The organism is Nostoc sp., assembly GCF_036917815.1.
In the GTDB taxonomy this organism is placed as follows: domain Bacteria; phylum Cyanobacteriota; class Cyanobacteriia; order Cyanobacteriales; family Nostocaceae; genus Nostoc.
In genome coordinates, this window is record NZ_JBALEK010000102.1 from 46,135 (window position 1) to 67,673 (window position 21,539).

General features: G+C 40.5%; 6 protein-coding genes and 1 pseudogene. All 7 read right to left on the reverse strand.

The genetic code is table 11. The features are described from left to right. Positions 1-16: 16 nt before the first annotated feature. Entirely contained in the window at positions 17-1,045 is a 1,029-nt protein-coding gene (locus tag V7K97_RS31405; RefSeq protein WP_334804891.1) for a TauD/TfdA family dioxygenase, read from the reverse strand. Between the two features lie 8 nt (positions 1,046-1,053). Next, positions 1,054-2,649 carry a condensation domain-containing protein gene (locus V7K97_RS31410; protein ID WP_334804892.1) on the reverse strand — a complete coding sequence of 532 codons (1,596 nt, stop codon included), beginning with the start codon at positions 2,647-2,649 and terminating at the stop codon, positions 1,054-1,056. Between the two features lie 15 nt (positions 2,650-2,664). Beyond that, a complete protein-coding gene (locus tag V7K97_RS31415; RefSeq protein WP_334804893.1) occupies positions 2,665-3,885 on the reverse strand; it encodes an aspartyl/asparaginyl beta-hydroxylase domain-containing protein in 1,221 nt (406 codons plus the stop codon). 111 nt (positions 3,886-3,996) lie between these two features. After that, positions 3,997-9,789 (reverse strand): SDR family NAD(P)-dependent oxidoreductase, encoded by a 5,793-nt coding sequence (locus tag V7K97_RS31420; protein WP_334804894.1) that lies wholly within the window; start codon positions 9,787-9,789, stop codon positions 3,997-3,999. Next, entirely contained in the window at positions 9,786-15,065 is a 5,280-nt protein-coding gene (locus V7K97_RS31425) for an amino acid adenylation domain-containing protein (RefSeq protein WP_334804895.1), read from the reverse strand. The genes V7K97_RS31420 and V7K97_RS31425 overlap by 4 nt, the downstream gene beginning before the upstream one ends. A 424-nt stretch (positions 15,066-15,489) precedes the next feature. Further along, positions 15,490-18,198: pseudogene (locus V7K97_RS31430) on the reverse strand (type I polyketide synthase); the annotation flags it as partial. Between the two features lie 26 nt (positions 18,199-18,224). Next, the gene (locus V7K97_RS31435) at positions 18,225-21,482 is read right to left on the reverse strand and encodes a non-ribosomal peptide synthetase (protein ID WP_334804896.1); all 3,258 of its coding nucleotides are present in this window, start codon (positions 21,480-21,482) and stop codon (positions 18,225-18,227) included. Positions 21,483-21,539: the final 57 nt, after the last annotated feature.

Sequence of the window (21,539 nt, forward strand, 5' to 3'; positions counted from 1 at the left end):
TATACCTTGATGTTAGTTAAATGCTTGGGGGTGTATAAGGTTCAGCCATTCCGACTAAAATTTTTCTGGGAGGGATAAATGGCTTACGAGCATGTATTGATAACATATTATCTAGCATCAATATATCTCCTTTCTGCCAACAAAAAGTGACCATTTCTTGTTGATAAGCAGTTCGCAGAGCAGCTAATACTGATGGCTCAATTGTAGAACCATCACCGTAATATGTGTTAGTTGGTAAATCTTCTTCTGGCAAACTTGTTAATAACGAATCACGTATTGTTGGTTCTAATGTAGAAACGTGGAAAAAAGTTGCGTGATTAAACCAGACCATTTGACCTGTTTGAGGATGTTTGATAACAGCTGGCCCAACTTGTCTAGTTCTTAAGCGATTATTTGCTTTCCATTCAACCTCAATTCCATTGCTTTGGCAATACTCTTCTACCTTAGTTTTGTCTGTTGTTTGGAATACAGTTTGCCAAGGAAGACCAAATCCATCACCAAAGTTACGCATATACATAACTTGCTTTTGGATGAAGCGATCGCGGATAATTGGATCAATTCGCTCAAAAACCTTTCGACAGCTACCAATCGGGGTTTCCCCTCCTTCTGGCGCTGGACTCATACAAAAAAAGAAGATTTTCAACGGAAAGGTAGGCGAGTAAGCGTGTTCATTGTGAGGAAAAATACTTTGATCGGCTGGGTAGTCAGTTGAAGTATAAATTCTCCCACCTACTTGAGTTCGCGGAGATGCCCGATAACGATATTCCATCGCTTCTCCACAAATCGCTGCGATAATTTGCTCAAATTCTTCTATGGAATTAACTTTGAAATCACGAAAAAGTATTGCTCCATATTTTAATAATTCAGCTTTCAAATATTCCCGATTATTATTAGCCCAGTTTTGCAGATTAACTCCCTTCACACTAGGCTTAATTACTAAAGGAAAATTAGTATCTGGCTTGAGAAATTCAGTTTTGATTAACTCTTCTGTGGATATATTAACAGCTTTTCGTCTCACATAACCTAGAGATTCGATTTTTGCCATGATTTTTATTATCTGTTATTTGCTCTACGTTTAACGTTGATTAATTTCTGCTCGATAGTATTTTGATAAACTTCTTCTCTAGCGAGATGCTGTTTATTATCTACTTCATTGAGAATTATTTTTAAGTCACTTAATTTAGTTTCTGGATGCGTTGCAATCTTATTGAGAAGGGTTGCAAAATTATTCGATAACCTAACAATTCTGCCCCGATCAAATAAATCAGTGTTATATTCCCATACACCAAATAGTCCCCGATCTGTTTCGTTTAACTCCAATAACAAGTCAAACTGCACTGTTTTGTTTTCCACCTTCAAAGATGTGATAGTTAAGCCTGGAAGTTCCAAAGACGGGGTTTGAGTATTTTCCAAAACAATCTTGACTTGAAATAAAGGTGTACGGTTCAACTCCCGTTTTGGATTCAGAACATCTACCAATTTATCGAAGGGCAAATCTTGGTGAGCATAAGCTTCCAAAGTCATTTCGCGGACTCGTTCTAATAACTCTATAAAAGTAGGATTTCCTGATAAATCTGTACGCAATACTAATTGATTAACAAAAAATCCGATCAATTCTTTCGTCTCGGCTTGATTGCGGTTGGCAATATCAGTACCGACAACAATATCTTCTTGATCGGTGTACCAATGCAGCAAAGTCTGAAAAGCTGCTAGCAGAATCATAAACAGTGTGATGCCTTGGCGCTGATTTAGAGTTTTCAGCTTCTCAGATAAGGTTTTGGGTAGAACCAGAGCTTCCCTGCCTCCTGAGAAAGTCTGGCTAGGCGTTAGGGTTCGCGGAGCGTCTCGTAGAGAAGCTCCGCGAACCCTAGGGAGTTCCAGAACGGGTAGTTTACCGCCTAATTTTCTTTGCCAGTAAGCAAGTTGAGTTTCTAATCGTTCTCCCTGTAACCAGTTTCGTTGCCACACAGCAAAGTCTACATACTGGATGGATAATTCCGAAAGCGGTGTTCGCGTAGCGTCTCGCAGAGAAAGTTTGCCAACAGAAAAAGCTTCATACAAAGTTGCGATTTCATGAATCAATACACCTATAGCCCAGCCATCAGCCACAATGTGATGCATCGTCAACAATAATGCATATTCTGCCGCCGCTAATTGCAGTAAAGTAACTCGGAATAAAGACCCTTTGCTTAGGTTAAAAGGCTGTTGGGCTTCCTGATTTACCAGTCTCAAAACTTCAGCCTCTCTCTGCTTTTGAGAAAGTTCTTGTAAATCTAACACTGGTAGTTTGAAGCTCAAATTAGGAGCAATAACTTGCAGAGGTTGTCCATCAACTACTGTGAATGTAGTTCTTAAAACTTCGTGCCGTCTCACAACTTCATCAAAGCTTTGCTCCAGCGCCGCCACATTTAGCGCTCCGACAATACGCATGGGCTGAGAGATATTATAAGCGCTGCTACCAGGTTGCAATTGGTCGATAAACCACAATCTTTGCTGGGCAAAAGATAGAGGGAATAAGTTGGAATCTCGACTTTGAGAACATATTTTTGATCCTGAAAAAACAATCTCTTTTTTCTTCTGAAGGCGTTGTGCAAGAAGCTGAAGTTTTTCTGGGGAAAGACCAGCTATCCGTTGCGAAAGGTCACTCATTTTAATTCCCTGGCTCTACCTTTGTTGAGATACAAGATGGTCTTCTAAAGAGGTGATCATTCTATCAGGAAAATTCTCAATAAAAACATATTGTAAAAAGTCCTTTTCAATATCTGTCAGTTCAGGCTTGTAAAAAATTAACAGCAGAACAACTCTTGGAGTATCGCTATCATTCCATGCTGTATGTTCATAGGAAGAGTCGAAAAATAGACACTTTCCTTCTTCCCAAGTACGTGACTCGCCAGCAACGCTAATACCGCACTTGTTAGGAATGACAATACCGAGATGACAGGTAATATGGAAATTATCTGGATCACGATGAGGTTTAATGACTTCCCCAGGCTTTAAGACTGATAATGCTGCATCTGTTAATCTTGTATGAGTTGAAATATTTTCTAATAAGTATACTGTTTTTGGGAAATGTAAACTATTTTTTTCTACTTTCTTACCTGCCTCTATTAGCTCGATCGAATCCCATCCACCTCGATTGACACCTAAGTAATGATATGGTTGTAGTATTGCTTTATTTTCTATAGCTTCAAGGGCTTCTTGCCTAATTATTTCATAGCTATTCTCTAACAATTTTGCACCAGGTAAATCGCTCATATCATACCAAGGTTTAGACATCAGTCCCATAACTTGAAATCCTTGTTGATCGGGAGTAGGACTAGCAACTGATTTACCAGAAGCCATGTTGATTGAAAGCTCTATTCGCTTAATAGGACTGGTTCCAAATTTCTCCTTAAGCTCGCTCAGTAACTTTTGACTCCGAAGGTATAATTTTTCGTCATCTTTTATGGTAGATAAAAGCTTTGCCACAAAAAATGATGTGGTAAATACTCCTAAAATTCCAGCCAATAATAATGGAATAAAAGCAATTACAAAATGGTTATTGCCTTGATGAAGTAACAACAGAGTATGAGTAGTGTAAGCACCAATCAGGCAGAAGGCAGTTATTGGTATAAGAAACCATCGCTGAAAAATCGTTCTGGTTGAAGAGCTATGGCTAAATGTTATTTTTGATAAAGCTTTCCAAAATAATCCTATCCACAAAGCTAATATACCGTAGAAAAATAATAAAGGTATGCTAATAATTGTATCGGAAATATCAATCCAACCATCCAAATTAAGTACAAACAATAAGACAAATAACAAACCTGTGAAAAAAATACTTAATTGACATATCAACAATTGATATATGTATTTTTTGCCATTTAAGTTGTACAAATTAAGCATGAGAATATCTCCTTTTGATTTTTAGAGATTGCAGCATATTTTAAAATTCGTTAGTTGGTGTACTTTATAAACAACTAAATGATTGATATCAGATTCAATCAAGCTAATTACTTAGTTTTGTGAAGCAATTAATGCCTGTGCCTCATCTTGTGATAGTTGTTCAATATCTGCTAAAGCTTGAGCTAATTCCTCTAAATTTGTCTGTTCAGCCAGTTTTTGGATAACAACTTCAGCTAATTCAGCTATATTCGGGCTATTAAAGAAGCCTTTGTAAGAAAGTTCTATTTGAAAAGTTCTACACAGTTCAGAAACTAATTGAGTAGCAAATAAAGAGTCTCCTCCTAACTCAAAGAAGTTGTCGTGAATCCCGACTTTTTCAATACCTAGAAGTTGTTGCCAAACGTCAGCAAGGGTTCGCTCAATTTCATTACTAGGAGCGATATAAGCATTCGCCAAGTTAGGGCGGGGGTGATTAGGTTTGGATTGACGAAGCTGGGCTAATTTTTCTTCCAAAGATTTAGCAGATTCTTTTGGCTTAATTAAGCTGGTAAAATCTTGTGTTGATACAATTATTTGAGAAAATGTGCTAGTACTCAGAATACGTTTAAATGCCTCTATGCCCTCAAAATCAACCATTCGTGCTGTTAAATTTTCGCCCGTGATTTCTTGATGGCGGGCTTCAACAGCAATTGCCATTCCTACACTGTTCCATCTATCCCAGTTAATAGATTTAATAAATTTCCATGTTACATATTTAGAAGTGCTGTAGTGAGCAAAGGAGTCAAGGAAGGCATTTGCAGCTGTATAATCTGCCATTCCAGATGTGCCAATAAATGAATTTAGTGATGAACAGAGTACAAAGAAATCCAGGTTATTCTCCTTAAATAGAGTTTCAAGTATTCGTGTTCCTTGCACTTTTGGGGCTAAAGCTTTGGCTACAGTTTCTTTTGTTGTGAGTTGCATCATTCCCCCACCGAAAACCGCGGCGGAATGAATTACTCCATGAATTTCACCAAATCGCTGATTACTTTTGTTAAGCACTGCTGACATCTGCTCAAGGTTGGTAACATCGGCACTAACTACCATTACCTCTGCACCTAATGCTTTCATCGCCTGCAATTTTTGGATCTTTTGGCTAATGCTATCTTGCTGGTTATGAGTCGATAACCATTCAGACCAATTTTCTTGGTCGGGAAAAGCTGAACGCCCCAATAATATTAATTTTGCTTGCATAGTCTGTGCTAAATATTCTGCTAGCAGCAGACCAACACCTCCTAATCCACCAGTGATGAGATACACTCCCTGTTTTCTGAGGCGGAGATTTTCAGTAATGGTTTCATCTAATTGAACAGGTTCAAAATCTTGTACCCAGCGATTACGTCCACGGTAAGCAATAATTTGGTCAGATGTAGGGGTCGTAAATTCTGCTATTAGGGTTTGGATGAGTTCTTCTTGACCACTTTCTACAGGAACTACAACATCAATACTACGACAGGTTATATTTGGATACTCTAGCGGCATAACTTTGCAAGTTCCAAGAACCAGCGCCTTTTCTGGACACAGTATTTCTGAACCTGTTACTTCCTGCAAATTGTTGGAGAGAATACTAATTTCTAAAGCATCTGTTTGATTATTTTCTGTAATAGCTTGTGCTAAAAACAATAGACTCGACCAGCCTAAAGCTTCAATTGCTGAGTTGGTGTAACTATTTGGTGTCACACTCCACAGATGAATAATCCTTTTGGGAATCTTACCCAAACTCCGAAGTTCTTTGAGCAGGATGTTATAGTCATCCTCTTTTTCAGGATTAATCGTATATGTGCGTTGAGGATATTCGCTACTCTGTTGAAATTGCTCTCCAACTTTGACAGTAATAACATCTTGATTCTCAAGTAATAGCCGTTTTACCAAGCTTTCACCCAAGCCGCACTCATCCACAAACACTAACCAGCATCCTGGTTTTCCCTCAAGTCCAGGTTGAAAAGACTGCGGTGGCATGGTACGTTTCCAAGAAGGAATGTAAAACCAGTCAGCAATATGTGACTTTTTAGCCAATAAATCTTGGTTCTGTTTTTGCTTCGTGATGGTAAATGCTGTAGTTGCTGAGTCAGTTACCGATGCAGCAATGTGAGCTACCAAAACCTGTTCACCGAAAGCTTCAGTTTCCGAAACAGCCGCAACCTCAACGAACCCATGAGAGCGTAGTGCTTCCTGCCATTGCTTTTGTGATAAAAATGGATTACCACGGCTGCGTCCTTCATCCTCCAAAGGATTCATCAGCAGACCATCGGTGAGATCAAAGTCTAATTGTGGTTGAGTTATTTCCCACAATAACAGAAATCCTCCAGGAGCTAATAGCGATCGCACATTCTCCAGAGTTTTTGCCATATTCCGGGTTACGTGCAACACATTCACAGCTACCACCACATCAAAACTATGGTTATTGAACCCTTGTTCAACCGGAGGTTTTTCAATATCTAGAAAACGATACTCAACAAATGGATAAGCGCTAAACCTCTGTCTGGCTTGATTCAAAAACAAACCACCGACATCTGTAAAAGTGTAGTTGGTGCGTTCAGATGGTAACACAGGTAGCAATTCTGTTGTCGCAATACCCCGTCCACCACCAATTTCTACAATTCTCAGGCTAACATCTGACGGTAATAACTTTACCAGATGTTCCACACCTGCCCGCATGATCCCTTTTAAATGGGTATGCAGAGGCAATTCGGAATTGGCAATTTCTGGTTTGTTGTCTTTTACTGCAAAGTACAACTCTAAGGGTTCTTTTTCACCAATCAATACATCCAGCAGATTCTCGCCACATTCCCTGACTATATTTAGCTCATGGGGTGTATCTACGTATCTGAGTTTAACTTCTTCTACCAGACTATTAATAAAGTCTGTAGAACAGGGAACAAGGTTTGTAAATAAATCCTTTTCTTGTTGCAATTGACCTTGTTCTACGAGTACATCTAAAAAGCGATAGAACAATTGCCGATAACGAGGAATAATTTTAAATTGCTCATACACCGCCTCAAAAGAATACCGTTCATTAAGGTTGCTAAAAGCACCTAGATGCTGGAGGGTGAGGTTTATATAAGCAGTACACAAACTATCTAAGTATTGTTTTTTTAACAAATAAGTTTGCTCATCCAGTGCGGTGATGCTAGCACGAGCCTTTATTTTACAAGCCTCTATGAGAGATTTACTCAACTCAACTGCCGTTTGTCTTGACTGTTTTTGGGCTTCAATCCAGTAACGCTGGCGTTCAAACGGGTAGGTCGGCAAGGGGATACGATCGCGTTGTTCATGAGCATAAAAACTAGACCAGTCTATTTTGACACCACAAAGCCAGAGTCGCCCGAAGGAGTTGAGTAAAAATGTTATATCTGACTGTTGCTCTTGCGGATGACGGATTGAAGTTAGTACCACCAGTTGATCTTGATGATGTTGCTTGACAAAAGTACTTAAAGTCCTTCCTGGCCCCAGCTCTAAAAAGATCCGCTCCTGTGTTTTGACTAACTCAGTTATCCCTTGGCTAAAGCGTACTGTTTGCCGTAAATGCTTGACCCAATATTTGGGGTCTGTTGCTTCGGCTACAGTAATCCAAGTACCACTGACATTAGAGATAAACTCAATCTTCGGGGGATGAAGTTGGAGTTTTTGTAGATGCTCTGTAAATGGCTGGAGAATTGGCTCCATCATGGGAGAATGAAAGGCGTGAGAAGTATGCAACTTCCTACAGGCTACACCTTTGGCTTCTAGCTGTTGTTGGAATTGTGCGATCGCTTCACTTACACCAGAAACCACGCAGTATGAAGGCCCATTACTTGCGGCTAAAGACAATTCCCTATTTAGTAATGGTTGTATCTCTGATTCGGGAAGTTGGATAGAGAGCATTTCCCCACTAGGAAGTTGCTGCATCAGTCGTCCTCGAATTATCACTAGCATTAGAGCATCTTCCAGCGAGAAAACTCCAGCTAAAGTAGCCGCTACATACTCTCCGATACTGTGACCAATCATCGCCTCTGGGTGTACACCCCATGTCATCCACAATTGAGCTAGGGCGTACTCAATGACAAATAATGCTGGCTGGGCGACAGATGTCTGCTTGAGTTGCTCTGTTACCTCTGCTGCCTCATTTGGATACAGTATATGGCGTAAATCAAAACCTAGATGTGGTTTCAGCAATTCACAGCAACGATCAACTGCAAGTGTAAAAGTTGGCTCACTTTCGTAGAGTTCTCTACCCATATTTACATACTGCGTTCCTTGCCCAGAAAACATAAACACTACAGGACGATTGGCAGGCTGTTGATATTGAGTGAAAACTCGTTGTGCATCTAAAGTAGAAAGCACCTGCACCGCATCATTGATGTCTTGGCATACCACCATCCGGCGATGCTCAAAAGCTCGACGACCGACACCAAGGGTATGAGCCACATCAGCTAAGTTGATATGGGAATGCTGTTTGAGATGATGAGCCAGATTCGCCGTAGCTGTTTCTAGTGCCGATTCCGTTTTTGCAGAAAGAACTAAGAGATGATATTTCCTCCCCTGCCTCTCCTGCTGCTCCTCCACAGGTGCTTCTTCCAAAATTACATGGGCATTAGTGCCGCCAATCCCAAAAGAACTGACTCCAGCACGGCGAGGAGTGCCGTTTGTTGTCCATTGGGCAAGTTTGGTGTTGACATAAAAAGGACTGTTGGCAAAATCAATCTGCGGATTAGGTTCTTGAAAGTGCAAACTAGGCGGTATTTGTTGATGCTTCAGGGCTAGGACGGTTTTGATTAGACCTGTTACCCCAGCAGCAGCATCTAAATGTCCAATGTTAGTTTTGACTGAGCCAATAGCGCAGAAGCCTTTTTTTTCAGTGCTGGCTCGGAAAGCTTGCGTTAATGCCGCGATTTCAATGGGATCTCCTAATGATGTTCCTGTGCCATGAGCTTCAATGTAGGTAATCGTTTCAGGTTCAACCTCGGCAACAACTTGAGCGGTTTGAATTACCTTGGCTTGACCGTCTATTCGTGGTGCTGTGTAGCTAACTTTGAAAGATCCATCATTATTAATAGCGGAACCTTTAATCAGGGCATGAATGGTATCTCCATCTGCTAGAGCATCCTCTAATCTTTTCAAAACTACGATGCCTACACCTTCACCACCGACAGTCCCCTGGGCTTGAGCATCAAAGGCGCGGCAATGTCCGTCAGGCGAATTAATTCCTCCCTCCTTATAAAGATAGCCAGTTTTTCTAAAAGAACTGATGGAAACCCCACCTGCCAAAGCTAGATCGCATTCCCCACTGAGTAAGCTTTGAGTGGCTAAATGCACAGCGACTAATGAGGTAGAGCAGGCGGTTTGGACAGTAAAACTCGGACCCTGTAGATTCAGTTTGTAAGAAACGCGGGTAGTTAAATAATCTTTGTCACCTGCGATCGCCAGTTGATGATTATCTATAGATCCAACGATATCTTTGTTTAAATAAACATTGAGTAAGTATCCACTGAAGCTAGCCCCGGCGTAAACTCCAATAGAACCTTGATAACTTTCTGAATCATAGCCAGCATCTTCTAGGGCAATATATGCACATTCTAAAAATAAACGATGTTGTGGATCTGTAATTTCCGCTTCTCTAGGATTAAAGCCAAAAAATGCAGCATCAAAAAGTTCTACATCTTCTAATACAGCCCGTGCTTTCACAAACTTAGGATTATTGAGTGTAGCTGCATCTAGCCCATAAGCTAACAGTTCTTCATCAGTAAAAACTGAAATTGACTCTGTACCATTTTGGAGATTTTGCCAAAATTCATCAACATTTTTAGCCCCAGGAAACCGCCCGGATATGCCAATAATTGCTATTTCGGAACCAGTTATGTGAGTAGATGTTGTGGGGATAGTCATTCTTCATTAGCTCCTTGATTATTCATGATCGACTTCATTTTTTGCAGACGTTTTCTTTGTTGAGATTTTCCATCGGCAATTTTTTCTATTGAAATATTAGTTTCACTGAAAGATGATATTTTATTTTTCGTTGGACTAAATAACTCTGCAAGTGAGCTAATAGTCGGGTATCTAAACATATCGAGCATTGATAAATCGGTTTTGAATATTTCGCGTAATTGGCTATTCACTTTCAGCAGAAGTAATGAATGACCGCCGAGTTCAAAGAAGTTGTCGTGAATGCCGATATTCTCGATATTGAGAGCTTTTTGCCAAATTGTAGCGATCGCTTGTTCTATTTCAGTTTGTGGCATTACATAGGCAGCTTCTAACTCTGGGCGGAGAGTTTCTGGTGCTGGCAAAGCTTGGCGGTTTACCTTGCCGTTCGATGTCAGTGGTAGCACCTCCAGCATAATAAAGACCGATGGCACCATATACTCTGGCAGATGCTTCAAAAGGAAATTACGTAGTTCACTGGTTGTCAGTGTTTGCTTGTTGCAGGGAACAACATAGACCACTAAGTTCTTGTCACCAGGTTGGGTTTCCTGAGCCAGTACCACAGTCTCCCGCACACCTGGGTGTTGAGCTAGCATCGCCTCAATCTCCCCTAGTTCAATGCGGAAACCACGGATTTTAACCTGATGGTCAATGCGTCCTAAGTATTCAATATCTCCATTGGACAGATAGCGGGCTAAGTCGCCTGATTTATAAAGGCGTGCGTTTGGTTTATCACCAAAGGAGTTGGGGATAAACCTAAGGGCGGTTAGTTCTGGTCGATTTAAATAACCTCGTGCCACACCAGCACCACCAATGTACATCTCACCCATGACTCCAATAGGTACTGGCTGTCCATGTTGATCCAACAAGTAAATTTGCAAGTCAGGAATTGGACGACCAATAACACTCCCTGGAGCAATTTCTAAGTCTGCCATCGTCAATGGACGATATGTCACATGGACAGTTGTTTCTGTAATACCGTACATATTGACTAACTGTGGAAACCGATCGCCATGTCGTTCAAACCAAGGTCTTAAGCTTTGAAGTTTTAGAGCTTCTCCACCGAAAATGACCAGTCGTAGGCTCAACTTTTTGGTATCTCCCAACAATTCCTCCGCCTGTATGAGTTGGCGAAAAGCTGAAGGTGTCTGGTTAAGTACTGTCACTTGCTGGGTTGACAAGAATTTGTAAAAATCTTCAGGTGAACGACTTAACGAGTACGGTACTATCACTAACTGTCCACCAAACAACAGGGCACCCCAGAGTTCCCAAACTGAAAAATCAAAGGCAATTGAATGAAAAAGTAAAAATACATCCTCTTGGTTAAAATGATACCAGGACTCAGTTGCTGCGAATAGACGGACAACATTGGCATGATTGACTAAAACACCCTTAGGTTGGCCTGTTGAACCTGAGGTGTAAATTATATAAGCTAAGTTATCAGTTCTATAATTACTAATTAAATTTTGTTGACTTTCCTGAACTCTACTTTCCCAATCTGTATCTAGACAGACAACCCTGGTGTAGTTTTTCGGCAAATTCTCTATCAAGCACTGCTGGGTCAGTAGTATTGGTATCTGTGCGTCCTGCAATATGAAAACTAATCTTTCTGGGGGATATGCTGGATCAAGTGGCACGTATGCGCCACCAGCTTTCAGAATGCCTAAAATTCCGATCACCATTTCGAGCGATCGCTCCACGCAGATTCCCACCAATACCTCTGATCCAACCCCAACCTTTTGGAGGTAGTGTGCAAGTTGATTGGCTCGGTGGTTTAGCTCTCCATAGGTTAACTGCTCATCTTCAAAGACTACAGCGATCGCATCGGGCGATCGCTCCACTTGAGCCTCAAATAACTCATGGATACAATACTCACCAGGATAGTCAACTTGAGTATTATTCCATTCCACCAACAACTGATGCTGTTGAGTTTGTGTTAATATAGGCAATTCTGCAAGGGGTTGCTCTGGGTTAGCAACAACGCCTTCTAGCAAGGTTACGTAATGTCCGAGCCAACGCTGAATTGTTTGAGTATCAAATAAATCTGTATTATATTCCAGTTCTATTACTAGTTCACTGTCTGTCTGAAGAATATTTAAATTAATATCCAGCTTAGTAGCACTAGTGGAATTTTTAGCTACCTCAAACTCTTGTTTTAAAGACTTTGACTCCAATTGAGCTTTGTCCAGATTAAACCCTGTGGTAAAAAGAGGGGTGCGGCTAGGGTCTCGTGGTAACTTTAAATTTTCAATTAGTTTAATAAAAGGATAAATTTGATACTCGTAAGCATCTAACAATACCTGCTGGATTGAACTCAAATAGTCTGTGAATCTTGGGTTGCCAATAACTTGGCTACGTATGGGTAACAGATTAACACAGTGACCAACGAGATATTCATCTGCGATCGCAGATTGTCCAGCCGAAGCAATCCCAACAACGATATCTTGTTGATTCGTCAATCGTTGCAATAAGGTGATAAATGCTGTTAAAAGAATCGTAAATAAAGTATAACCACGTTGTACACTTAAGATTTTCAACGAATTATACAAAGTGGAATCGAGGCTGAGATTTTCTCGCGCCCCAGTGTACGAAAATATCGCTGGTCGAGGACGGTCAGTTGGTAATTCCAATACAGGCACTGAACTGGCAAATTGACTCAGCCAATAAACTTCAGCTTTAGCCATTTCTGGACTCTGCTGCATTTCTACTTGCCACAGAGCATACTCACTCCATTTCATCGGTTGTGGAAGTTGGCTAGCAACACCTTGGCACTTTGCTGAATAAATTGCTGCTAATTCTCGTAACAAAATACTAATTGACCAACCATCAGCAACAATGTGATGATTCGTTAAAACCACAATATGATGATCTTCCTGCAACTTGACTATGTGGCAGTTCAGTAATGGCCCTTTTTCTAAATGGAAAATTTGTTGAGCTTCTCGTACTAATAACTCCGATAGCTCTGTTTCTCGTTGACTTTTATCTAAAGTGGAAAAATCACTTAGAGGAATGTCTATAGTCAAGGTGGGATGAATCAATTGATTATCCCCCTCTGGGCTAAAAGTAGTTCGCAACGCTTCGTGACGATTGATAATTTCCTGAACAGCCTGACGCACTGCCAATAAATTCCCAGTCCCTCGCAGATGGATAGACCTGGATTCGTTATAGGCGCGGGAAACCTCATCTCCCATCTGTGCTAAAAACCACAGTTCTTTTTGGGCTGCCGTTAGGGGAATTTTGAGCGCTGTTGAAATCGGAGCAGGTGGTAATAATTCTCCTTGTTGCATTTCTACTACACTTTCTTTGACAGCCCTAATTACGTGTTCAATATCTGCATAAGTATGCGCCGTAGACAGATAAAATGTGCGTCCTTCCCAGACATAAACGCCTTTTTCCAGTAAATGGTAGAAAAACAACTGACCAAACTTGAGAGGAGATGAGGCTATGAAACGAAACAGCGAACCAAAATGGACTACTTTAATTGGAACTTGCCTTTGTTCAAAGTAACTATTAAGAGTCTGGGCTAATTTCGTTGTTTTTTCAGATAATTCCTGCTGTAATTTCGGACCACTATTTTTAATATGATTGAGTGCAGCCCAAGCCGCAGCCATTACTAAAGGATGTTTGAAAAAAGTACCTGCAAATACTGTGGTTTCCGCTTGAGGATAAGATTCATCTCCATAGTTCCACATTCCACCGTCAAGGGTATCCATCAAAGCTGCCTTACCAGCTATGACTCCAATTGGCATCCCAGCCGCAACGGTTTTACCATAAGTAGTCAAATCTGCTTGAATATTCCACAATCCCTGAATCCCACCTGGATGCATCCGAAAACCGGTAATCACTTCGTCAAAAATTAATACGGTTCCGGTTACTTGAGTTAATTGTCTAAGTTCGAGTAGAAACTCTTGAGGTTGCAAATCTGGGCGACTGCTTTGTATTGGTTCCACCAAAACTGCCGCCAGTTCGTGAGCATGAGTTTTCAGAATCTCTAGGGATTCAGGCTGCCCATAGTCAAGTACAATGACATCATCAGCAATGTATGATGGAATACCTATAGCTCTGGGGATAGAACGCCGCTTTCCTTCGCTAGTTGTTACTCCTCTTACCAAAATCCCATCATAGATACCGTGATAAGAACCAGCAAATAAAGCAATCTTAGAGCGTCTTGTGGTAGCCCGTGCTAGGCGGATTGCTCCCATCACCGCTTCTGTGCCATCGTTACAAAAAGCTGCCCGTTCGGCGCCTGTCAACTCACAAATTAACTCTGCAACCTGACCGGCAAGACGTGATTGTGGTCCGTGTAATATACCTTGTTTTATTTGTTCTTGAATAGCTTCGATGACAAAAGATGGTGAATGACCAAATAAAAGCGCACCAAACCCCATAGAAATGTCTACATACTCTTGGCCATCAACATCCCAGAGCCTCGCTCCCTCACCACGCTGTCCGTGAATGGGATACAACATCTCTTTAATGGAGGGTAGGAAGCCTGTTATTGCCCTGCTATTGGCATGGTCGGAACGATAAGCTTGAGTAAGTCGTTTAGATTCGGGAGTAAGCTTGACAAAACGTGCAATTAAAGCATCTAAATGTTTTTGTTGACGGGGAGTTAACAGAGTCTTTGATTGTAACTGAAGAGGCTCAATTGTTTGGTTTATGAGTTGTTGATTAGACTCAGCCTGAATCGCTGATGAACTTTCTGGAAAACCAGAGTTATTAATTAAAGATTGAGCAACTTGTCTTACCTCATGCTCAATAGGGGTAGATGGGATTGCTTTTTGTAAAGGTAATATCTTCTTAGATGAACCTGCTTTTTGCAAAATCTCTAGCTGTTTGGACATCAACTGAAGCTGCTGTTCGATTACCTGTTCGAGTACTGTAACTGTTACAGATATTTCATCTTCTTGCTGTAATTCTTGTCTATCTGAAGTCTTTATATCAAGTGTTTGCTCATGAAAAAAAGGCTCTATAATCAGATTTTCTGAAGGTATTTTTTGAACTATATGAGTTACTAAGGCATGAATTGTTGATAAATCTTCAAGTAATAAGCGAAAAGGAAGATTAATACCTAAATCTTGTTGAATCGCACGGTTAATTTGCAATAAAATTAGAGAGTCAACACCCATCTGGAGAAAAGGAGTATGAATATCAATTCCAGATAATTTCACTCCCAATGACTCACTAACAATGGATTTAAGTGTTGATACTAATTTTTTATATTGAGAATCTTTATTCATAATATTTTAGATTTATTGAAATTATTGCTAGCTAAAAAAATAAATTACTGTTATATGACAATACGGTTGGGTTAAGGCTAGTACTATGAGTCAAGGTCATTTTTTTAACGTAGACGATTCGGCTTCCCGCAGGGTACCGCAGAGGCGCAGAGGACACAGAGAGAGGAGGAGGAGGAAAAAATTGCTTAACTGAACTGTATTGGGTTATATGAAACTACATATCTTTTTCTAATAGTTCTAGCTGTTGAAACATAATAGAGATTTGACTAGTTATTATTTTTTTGGCAGGATGATCCCGGTGTTCATTTTTTTTACTTAGATGGAGGATATTATTTTGCTGAGATTCAACAAACAAATGTTGTGATTTCTCTCCCAGATAATTTGGCTGACTACTAATTTGTTCATTGTCTAACTTTTGGTGATTAGGAGAATTTTTTCCATTCAATCGATTTGACTCATTAGCTTTAGCAGACTCAACCCAGTATTTTTTTCGTTCAAAAGGGTAAGTCGGTAAAGGAATTCGGTGACGTTTTTGATTGGCATAAAATCCTGACCAATCCACTTGTATTCCATACAGCCATAAATGTCCTAGAGTATTTAATAAGAATGCAACATCAGATTGTTGCTCATGAGGATGACTTATAGAGCAAAGTACCAACTTTTCCTGAACTGTTTGCTTAGTTAAAGTACTTAAAGCATGACCAGATCCAACTTCTAAAAAAATCCGATTTGGCTGTTTGCACAATTCACTAATACCATCAGCAAAGCGTACTGATGACCGCAGATGTTTAGCCCAATAATTGTTATCTGTCGCCTCCTCTGGAGTAATCCAAGTGCCAGTTAAATTAGATAAAAAAGGAATTTTTGGATGATTAAGATTGACTTTGGCTAAGAATTTGGTAAACGGCTCAATAATAGAGTCCATCATTTGAGAATGAAAGGCGTGGGAGGTATGCAGAGAACGGCAATCAATCCCTTGCTCAGTTAAGCGGTTTTGCAAATCTTCAATCTCTGCGCTTGGGCCAGAAACTACACAACGCTCTGGTGCGTTAATTGCTGCTAAGGAAAGTTTATCACCTAGCATCTGCATAACTTTTTTTTCGGGTAGCGCTACAGCCAGCATTTTGCCTGAAGGTAGTTGCTGCATCAGTTGCCCACGAGTAGCAACTAGCATCAATACATCTGCTAAAGAAAATACTCCAGCTAAACAAGCGGCAACATATTCTCCTATACTGTGACCAATCATTGCACTAGGACGTACTCCCCTAGATAACCACAACTCTGCTAAAGCATATTCAATTACGAACAATGCCGGCTGGGTAATATAAGTTTGTGTCAACTGCTGTGTCGCCCATTGGGTTTGTTCTTGGCTGGGATAGAGAATAGTACGTAAGTCTAACCCTAAAATAGCTTTGAGTTGTTCACAGCAATAATCAACTTGTTCCCGGAAAATTGGCTCAGTTTGGTACAATTCTCGACCCATATTTACATACTGAGATCCTTGACCGGGAAACATAAACACAACTTCTGGTTCAGCTGGTTCTTGATAGTGCGTGAAAACTCGTTGCGGGTCTTTTGTCTCTAAAACTTTGATTGCATCATCAATATCTTGACAAACTACCATCCGACGATAATCAAAAGCTCGACGACCTACTTTAAGAGTGTAAGCAACATCAGCTAAGTTTAAATCGGGATGCTGTTTGAGGTGATTAGCCAGATTTAGCGTAGCTGCTTCTAATGCTGATTCCGTTTTCGCAGAAACAACCAACAGATGATGTTTTCTCCCCTGCTCCCCCTGCTCCACTACCGGGGCTTCTTCTAAAATTATATGAGCATTAGTGCCGCCAATACCAAAGGAACTAACCCCTGCACGCCTGGGATGTCCGTTTGATTTCCATTCTGAAAGCTTGTCGTTAACGTAAAAGGGACTGTTAGCAAAATCAATCTGGGGATTAGGCTCTTGAAAGTGCAGACTTGGTGGTATTTGCTTGTGTTTAAGTGCAAGAACAGTCTTGATTAAACCTGCCACACCAGATGCGGTATCTAGGTGGCCGATATTCGTTTTTACCGAACCAATGGCGCAGAAATTCTTTTTCTGAGTTCTGGCGCGAAAAGATTTAGTTAACGCGGCAATTTCAATGGGATCTCCTAAAACTGTGCCGGTGCCATGAGCCTCTACATAACTGACCATATCGGGTTCAATTCTGCTGATGGCAAGAGCTTCAGCAATCACCTTGGCTTGACCATCGATACTAGGAGCTGTATAGCCAATTTTGGCAGAACCATCATTATTAATGGCTGAACCTTTAATTACAGCATGAATATTATCTCCATTAGCGATCGCATCTGCTAATCGTTTTAAAATGACTATACCGACACCATCACCGCCAACAGTTCCTTGTGCTTTGGCATCAAAGGCGCGGCAGTGTCCATCGGGAGACAAAATTCCTCCCTCTTGATAAGCATAGCCAGTCTTTTTTAAGTTAGTTATAGAAACTCCACCTGCTAAGACTAAATCACATTCACGATCTATTAAGCTTTGGCAGGCTAAATGAACCGCAACTAATGAACTAGAGCATCCAGTTTGGACAGTGATAGCTGAACCCTTTAAATCTAATTTATAAGCAACTCGCGTAGTCAGATTATCTGTACGATTATGATGTCTAATTTGGTCAAGACCAACTAAGTTTATTAATTCGGTATTAGAAAAAAGATTGAATAAAAAGTAACTACTAATACTGGCACTCCCATAAACGCTAATTCGACCTTGATAAGTTTTAGAATCATAGCCAGCACTTTCCAAAGCCTCCCAAGCTGTTTCCAAAAATAGACGCTGCTGTGGGTCTATTATTTCTGCTGTTTTAGGAGAGTAATCAAAGAATTCAGCATCAAATAGTTCTATATCTTCCAATACAGCATTTGCTTTGACATAATTTGGGTTATTCAGTGTAGTTGCATCTACCCCTATAGATTCTAGCTCTTGGTCTGAAAAAAATGAAATTGCTTCCAAACCATCTTTGAGATTCTGCCAAAATGTGTCCAAGTTACTAGCTTTAGGAAAGCGTCCAGACATACCGATAATAGCTATATCTAAATCGCTTATTTGATTCTCACTAAAGTCTTCATTTTTCATTGGTTTCAGTACTTCGTCAAATAATTTTACCGGGATTGCGCTCTTGACTGCCTGGAAGCGGTGCGGCTCTCGGCGCGTTGAGTGCTTTCTTCAAAAGAAGATATTTCAGTCTGCTTTCGCGTTAAATATTTAGCTAAGGAGTTAATAGTTGGATATTCAAATAAATTAATTACAGATATATTGTTGAAGAAAATTTCTCGGAGTTTGGCGTGAGCTTGAACAAGCAGTAATGAATGACCACCGATATCAAAGAAGTTATCATGAATGCCCACTTTCTCAACAGGAAGCATCTGTTGCCAGATATTAGCGATCGCTCGCTCTACCTCAGTTTGTGGTGGTTCATAAGTTGCTGCCAATTCTGGGCGATCGCTATTTGATTCTGGGAGTGCATTACGATTAACTTTACCATTAGATGTTAATGGCAAAGCCTTCAATATGACGAAAGTTGAGGGCATCATGTATTCTGGCAGTTTCTCTCTGAGGAATCTTTGCAGTTCGCTAACACTGAGTGTTTGTTTAGGAACAACGTAGGCTATTAAGGATTTGTTCTCATTGTCTTCTCGAACAGAAACTACAGCCTGTTGCACTTGCAGATGTTGACACAGTACGCTTTCAATTTCTCCAAGTTCAATGCGGAAGCCCCTAATTTTTACCTGATGATCAACTCGCCCAATGAATTCAATATTGCCGTCAGGTAAGTAACGAGCGATGTCACCAGTTTTGTATAAACGCGAACCCATCTCTGCAAAAGGATTAGGAATAAACTTTTCTGCCGTTATATCAGGCCGATTCAGATAACCCCTAGCTAATCCCGCACCGCCGATGTACAGTTCACCAGTTACGCCAATGGGTACTGGTTGCAGTTGCTGATCCAGCAAATAAATCTGCGTATTGGCAAGTGGACGACCAAGGGGTACTGTCTGTGTACTAATTTGCTGATTCTCAACTGCAAAGGTAGTAACCCCCACAGTGGCTTCTGTAGGGCCGTAGTGATTGAAAATTAAGTTGGATGGCGCTTGCTGCCGAATCTGTTCAATAAGTTGCCAACTTGCAGCTTCGCCACCCAAAATTAGCTGCTGGCGGGGCAAGATGGAATCGGATGGTGCAGAGGCAAGAAGAGTGGCAAGGTGGGAGGGGACAATTTTAAGACAGTCGATGGGATGGGTGCGGCAGTATTTTGCTAAGGTTGCTGAGTCAGTAGCACACTCGATAGATAAGATGTGCAAACATCCGCCAGTACAAAGAGCGGCAAAGATTCCAGTGTTACCCAAGTCAGCAGCTAAAGTGGAAACAGTGGCGAAGTTAGTTGTTGTTGATAAGTCTAACCTCTGTGTAATTCCGTGAAGGTAATTCAGCAGTTGTCGGTGTTCGATCGCAACTCCTTTCGGTTTACCAGTAGAGCCGGAGGTGAACAAGACATAAACTAAATTCTGGGTTGTGACTTCACTGATGGGATTTTCATCTTGGCGATCGGCAATGATATCCCAATGTGTATCTAAGCAGACTATTTGCCCTACATCTGTTGGCAGGTTATCGACTAATCGCTGTTGTGTCAAGATCACTGGTATTTCCATATCCTGCAATCGGCTAGCAAAACCTTCTTTGGGTAAGGTTGGATCTAGCGGTAGATAGGCTCCACCAGCTTTCAGGATGCCCAAAAGTCCAATAATCATCAAGAGCGATCGCTCTGTGCAAAGTCCGACTAAAACTTCCGGTTTAACTCCGCGTTGCTGTAAATAATTAGCAAGTTGATTGGCTTTGCTGTTCAACTGTGCATAAGTTAGTTGCTGATCTTCAAAGACAACGGCAATTTTATTTGGTGTTTTTTGTACTTGGGCTTCAAATAGTTTGTGAATACATTTGTCTTGTAAATTGTCAAGATGTGTTTGGTTAAATTCTACTAGTAATTGTTGGCGATCGCTAAAGTTCAGAATCTCTAATCGGCTAATTTTCTCTTGGGGATTAGCCGTTACACTCGTTAATAAAGTTTGAAATTGTCTGGCTATACGTTCAATAGTATCGGCTGCAAAGTAATTGATATCGTAGTAAAACTCTGTAGTTAAATAATGCTCGCGTTGAGTACAAGTGAGTTTTATTTTAAATTGTTCAATACAACTGTAATATTTCTCAAGAGAAAATGATACATTGCCAGCAACAAATTTTTCTGGTAGTTGCTCAAATTCAAAACCGATAGAAAAAGCTAGTTGATCGTTATTTTCTATGGGTTCCGGCACAAAATAATCTTGCCATTCTGCACTAGCTTCTATAGTCTGATTGGCTAGTTCTACAACTTCTTGAAAGCGTAAATCTGGTGTCAAATGGCTGTTAATTGGCAACCAAGTAGCAACGAGTCCTAATAAGTTGTATAATTCTTCATAGTCTCTGCGATCGCTAGCCATCCCAATAACGATATCTGGCTGTCCTGTCAGTCGCCAAATCAGTGTTTGCCAGCAACCTAGTAAGATGATAGCAGTGGAAGTATCATCTTTTTGAGCTAAGTTGGCAATTTTGGCTGTCACATCAGGGGTAATATCTAATCCATAGCAGTTTACCTCAAACTTTGATGGCTGTAATGGCTGGCTTTCAAAAGGTAACTTCAACGAAGCGAGTGGAGAAAGCTTTTGCTTATGCCAGTATTTTTTAGCTGTTTCTGCATCCTCATCTAAGAGTAATTGATTCTGCCATTCTGAGAATTGCAGATATTGTACAACTTCTTCTGGTACTCTCTCACCTTCTAAACAGGCAGAATATGAATTGCTGATTTCAGTTACCAGATTCTTGAGTGTCCAAGCATCAGCACAAAGTGAAGGCAGACTAATAAGTAAAATATACTTTTCTACTGATAGCGTCAGTAGAGATATATGCAACAGTGTCCCTTGCTCAAAGTTAAAAGTAAGGGATGTTGCTTGGAAAAGCTCTACAATTTTGCTTGAGATTTCTTTAGGTTCACAATGACTAAGATTGATGTTATCCCACGATAGAATACTGCTATTTTTTACATCCATCACAGGAATTTTCATTCCAGGTAGACAATGGAAATTTGTACGCAAAATTCCATGTCGAATAATGACTTGTTGTAAAGCAGCTTTTAATATTTCTTGTTTGAGATTGCCTTCAATAAGAATGGCACATTGAGCAAAATAAGCTGAACTATGTTGCTGTAATGACCAAATACGCTTCTGTTGAGGGGAAAGCCGAAAACCCTGAATTATTTGATTTGGCATATATTTATCATTATTCCTTACCAAGAAAACACTATCTCGCTGAGTTAAGCTAATCGCCATTCATTTTTCCAGAATGATTTGCTTGTAGTAAGCGGCTCTAGCTCTGCTTTTATGCAA

Bases quoted from the DNA above. Each gene is read 5' to 3' on its own strand.
- V7K97_RS31405 (WP_334804891.1), bottom strand. From the start codon at position 1,045: ATGGCAAAAATCGAATCTCTAGGTTATGTGAGACGAAAAGCTGTTAAT.
- V7K97_RS31410 (WP_334804892.1), bottom strand. From the start codon at position 2,649: ATGAGTGACCTTTCGCAACGGATAGCTGGTCTTTCCCCAGAAAAACTT.
- V7K97_RS31415 (WP_334804893.1), bottom strand. From the start codon at position 3,885: ATGCTTAATTTGTACAACTTAAATGGCAAAAAATACATATATCAATTG.
- V7K97_RS31420 (WP_334804894.1), bottom strand. From the start codon at position 9,789: ATGACTATCCCCACAACATCTACTCACATAACTGGTTCCGAAATAGCA.
- V7K97_RS31425 (WP_334804895.1), bottom strand. From the start codon at position 15,065: ATGAATAAAGATTCTCAATATAAAAAATTAGTATCAACACTTAAATCC.
- V7K97_RS31435 (WP_334804896.1), bottom strand. From the start codon at position 21,482: ATGGCGATTAGCTTAACTCAGCGAGATAGTGTTTTCTTGGTAAGGAAT.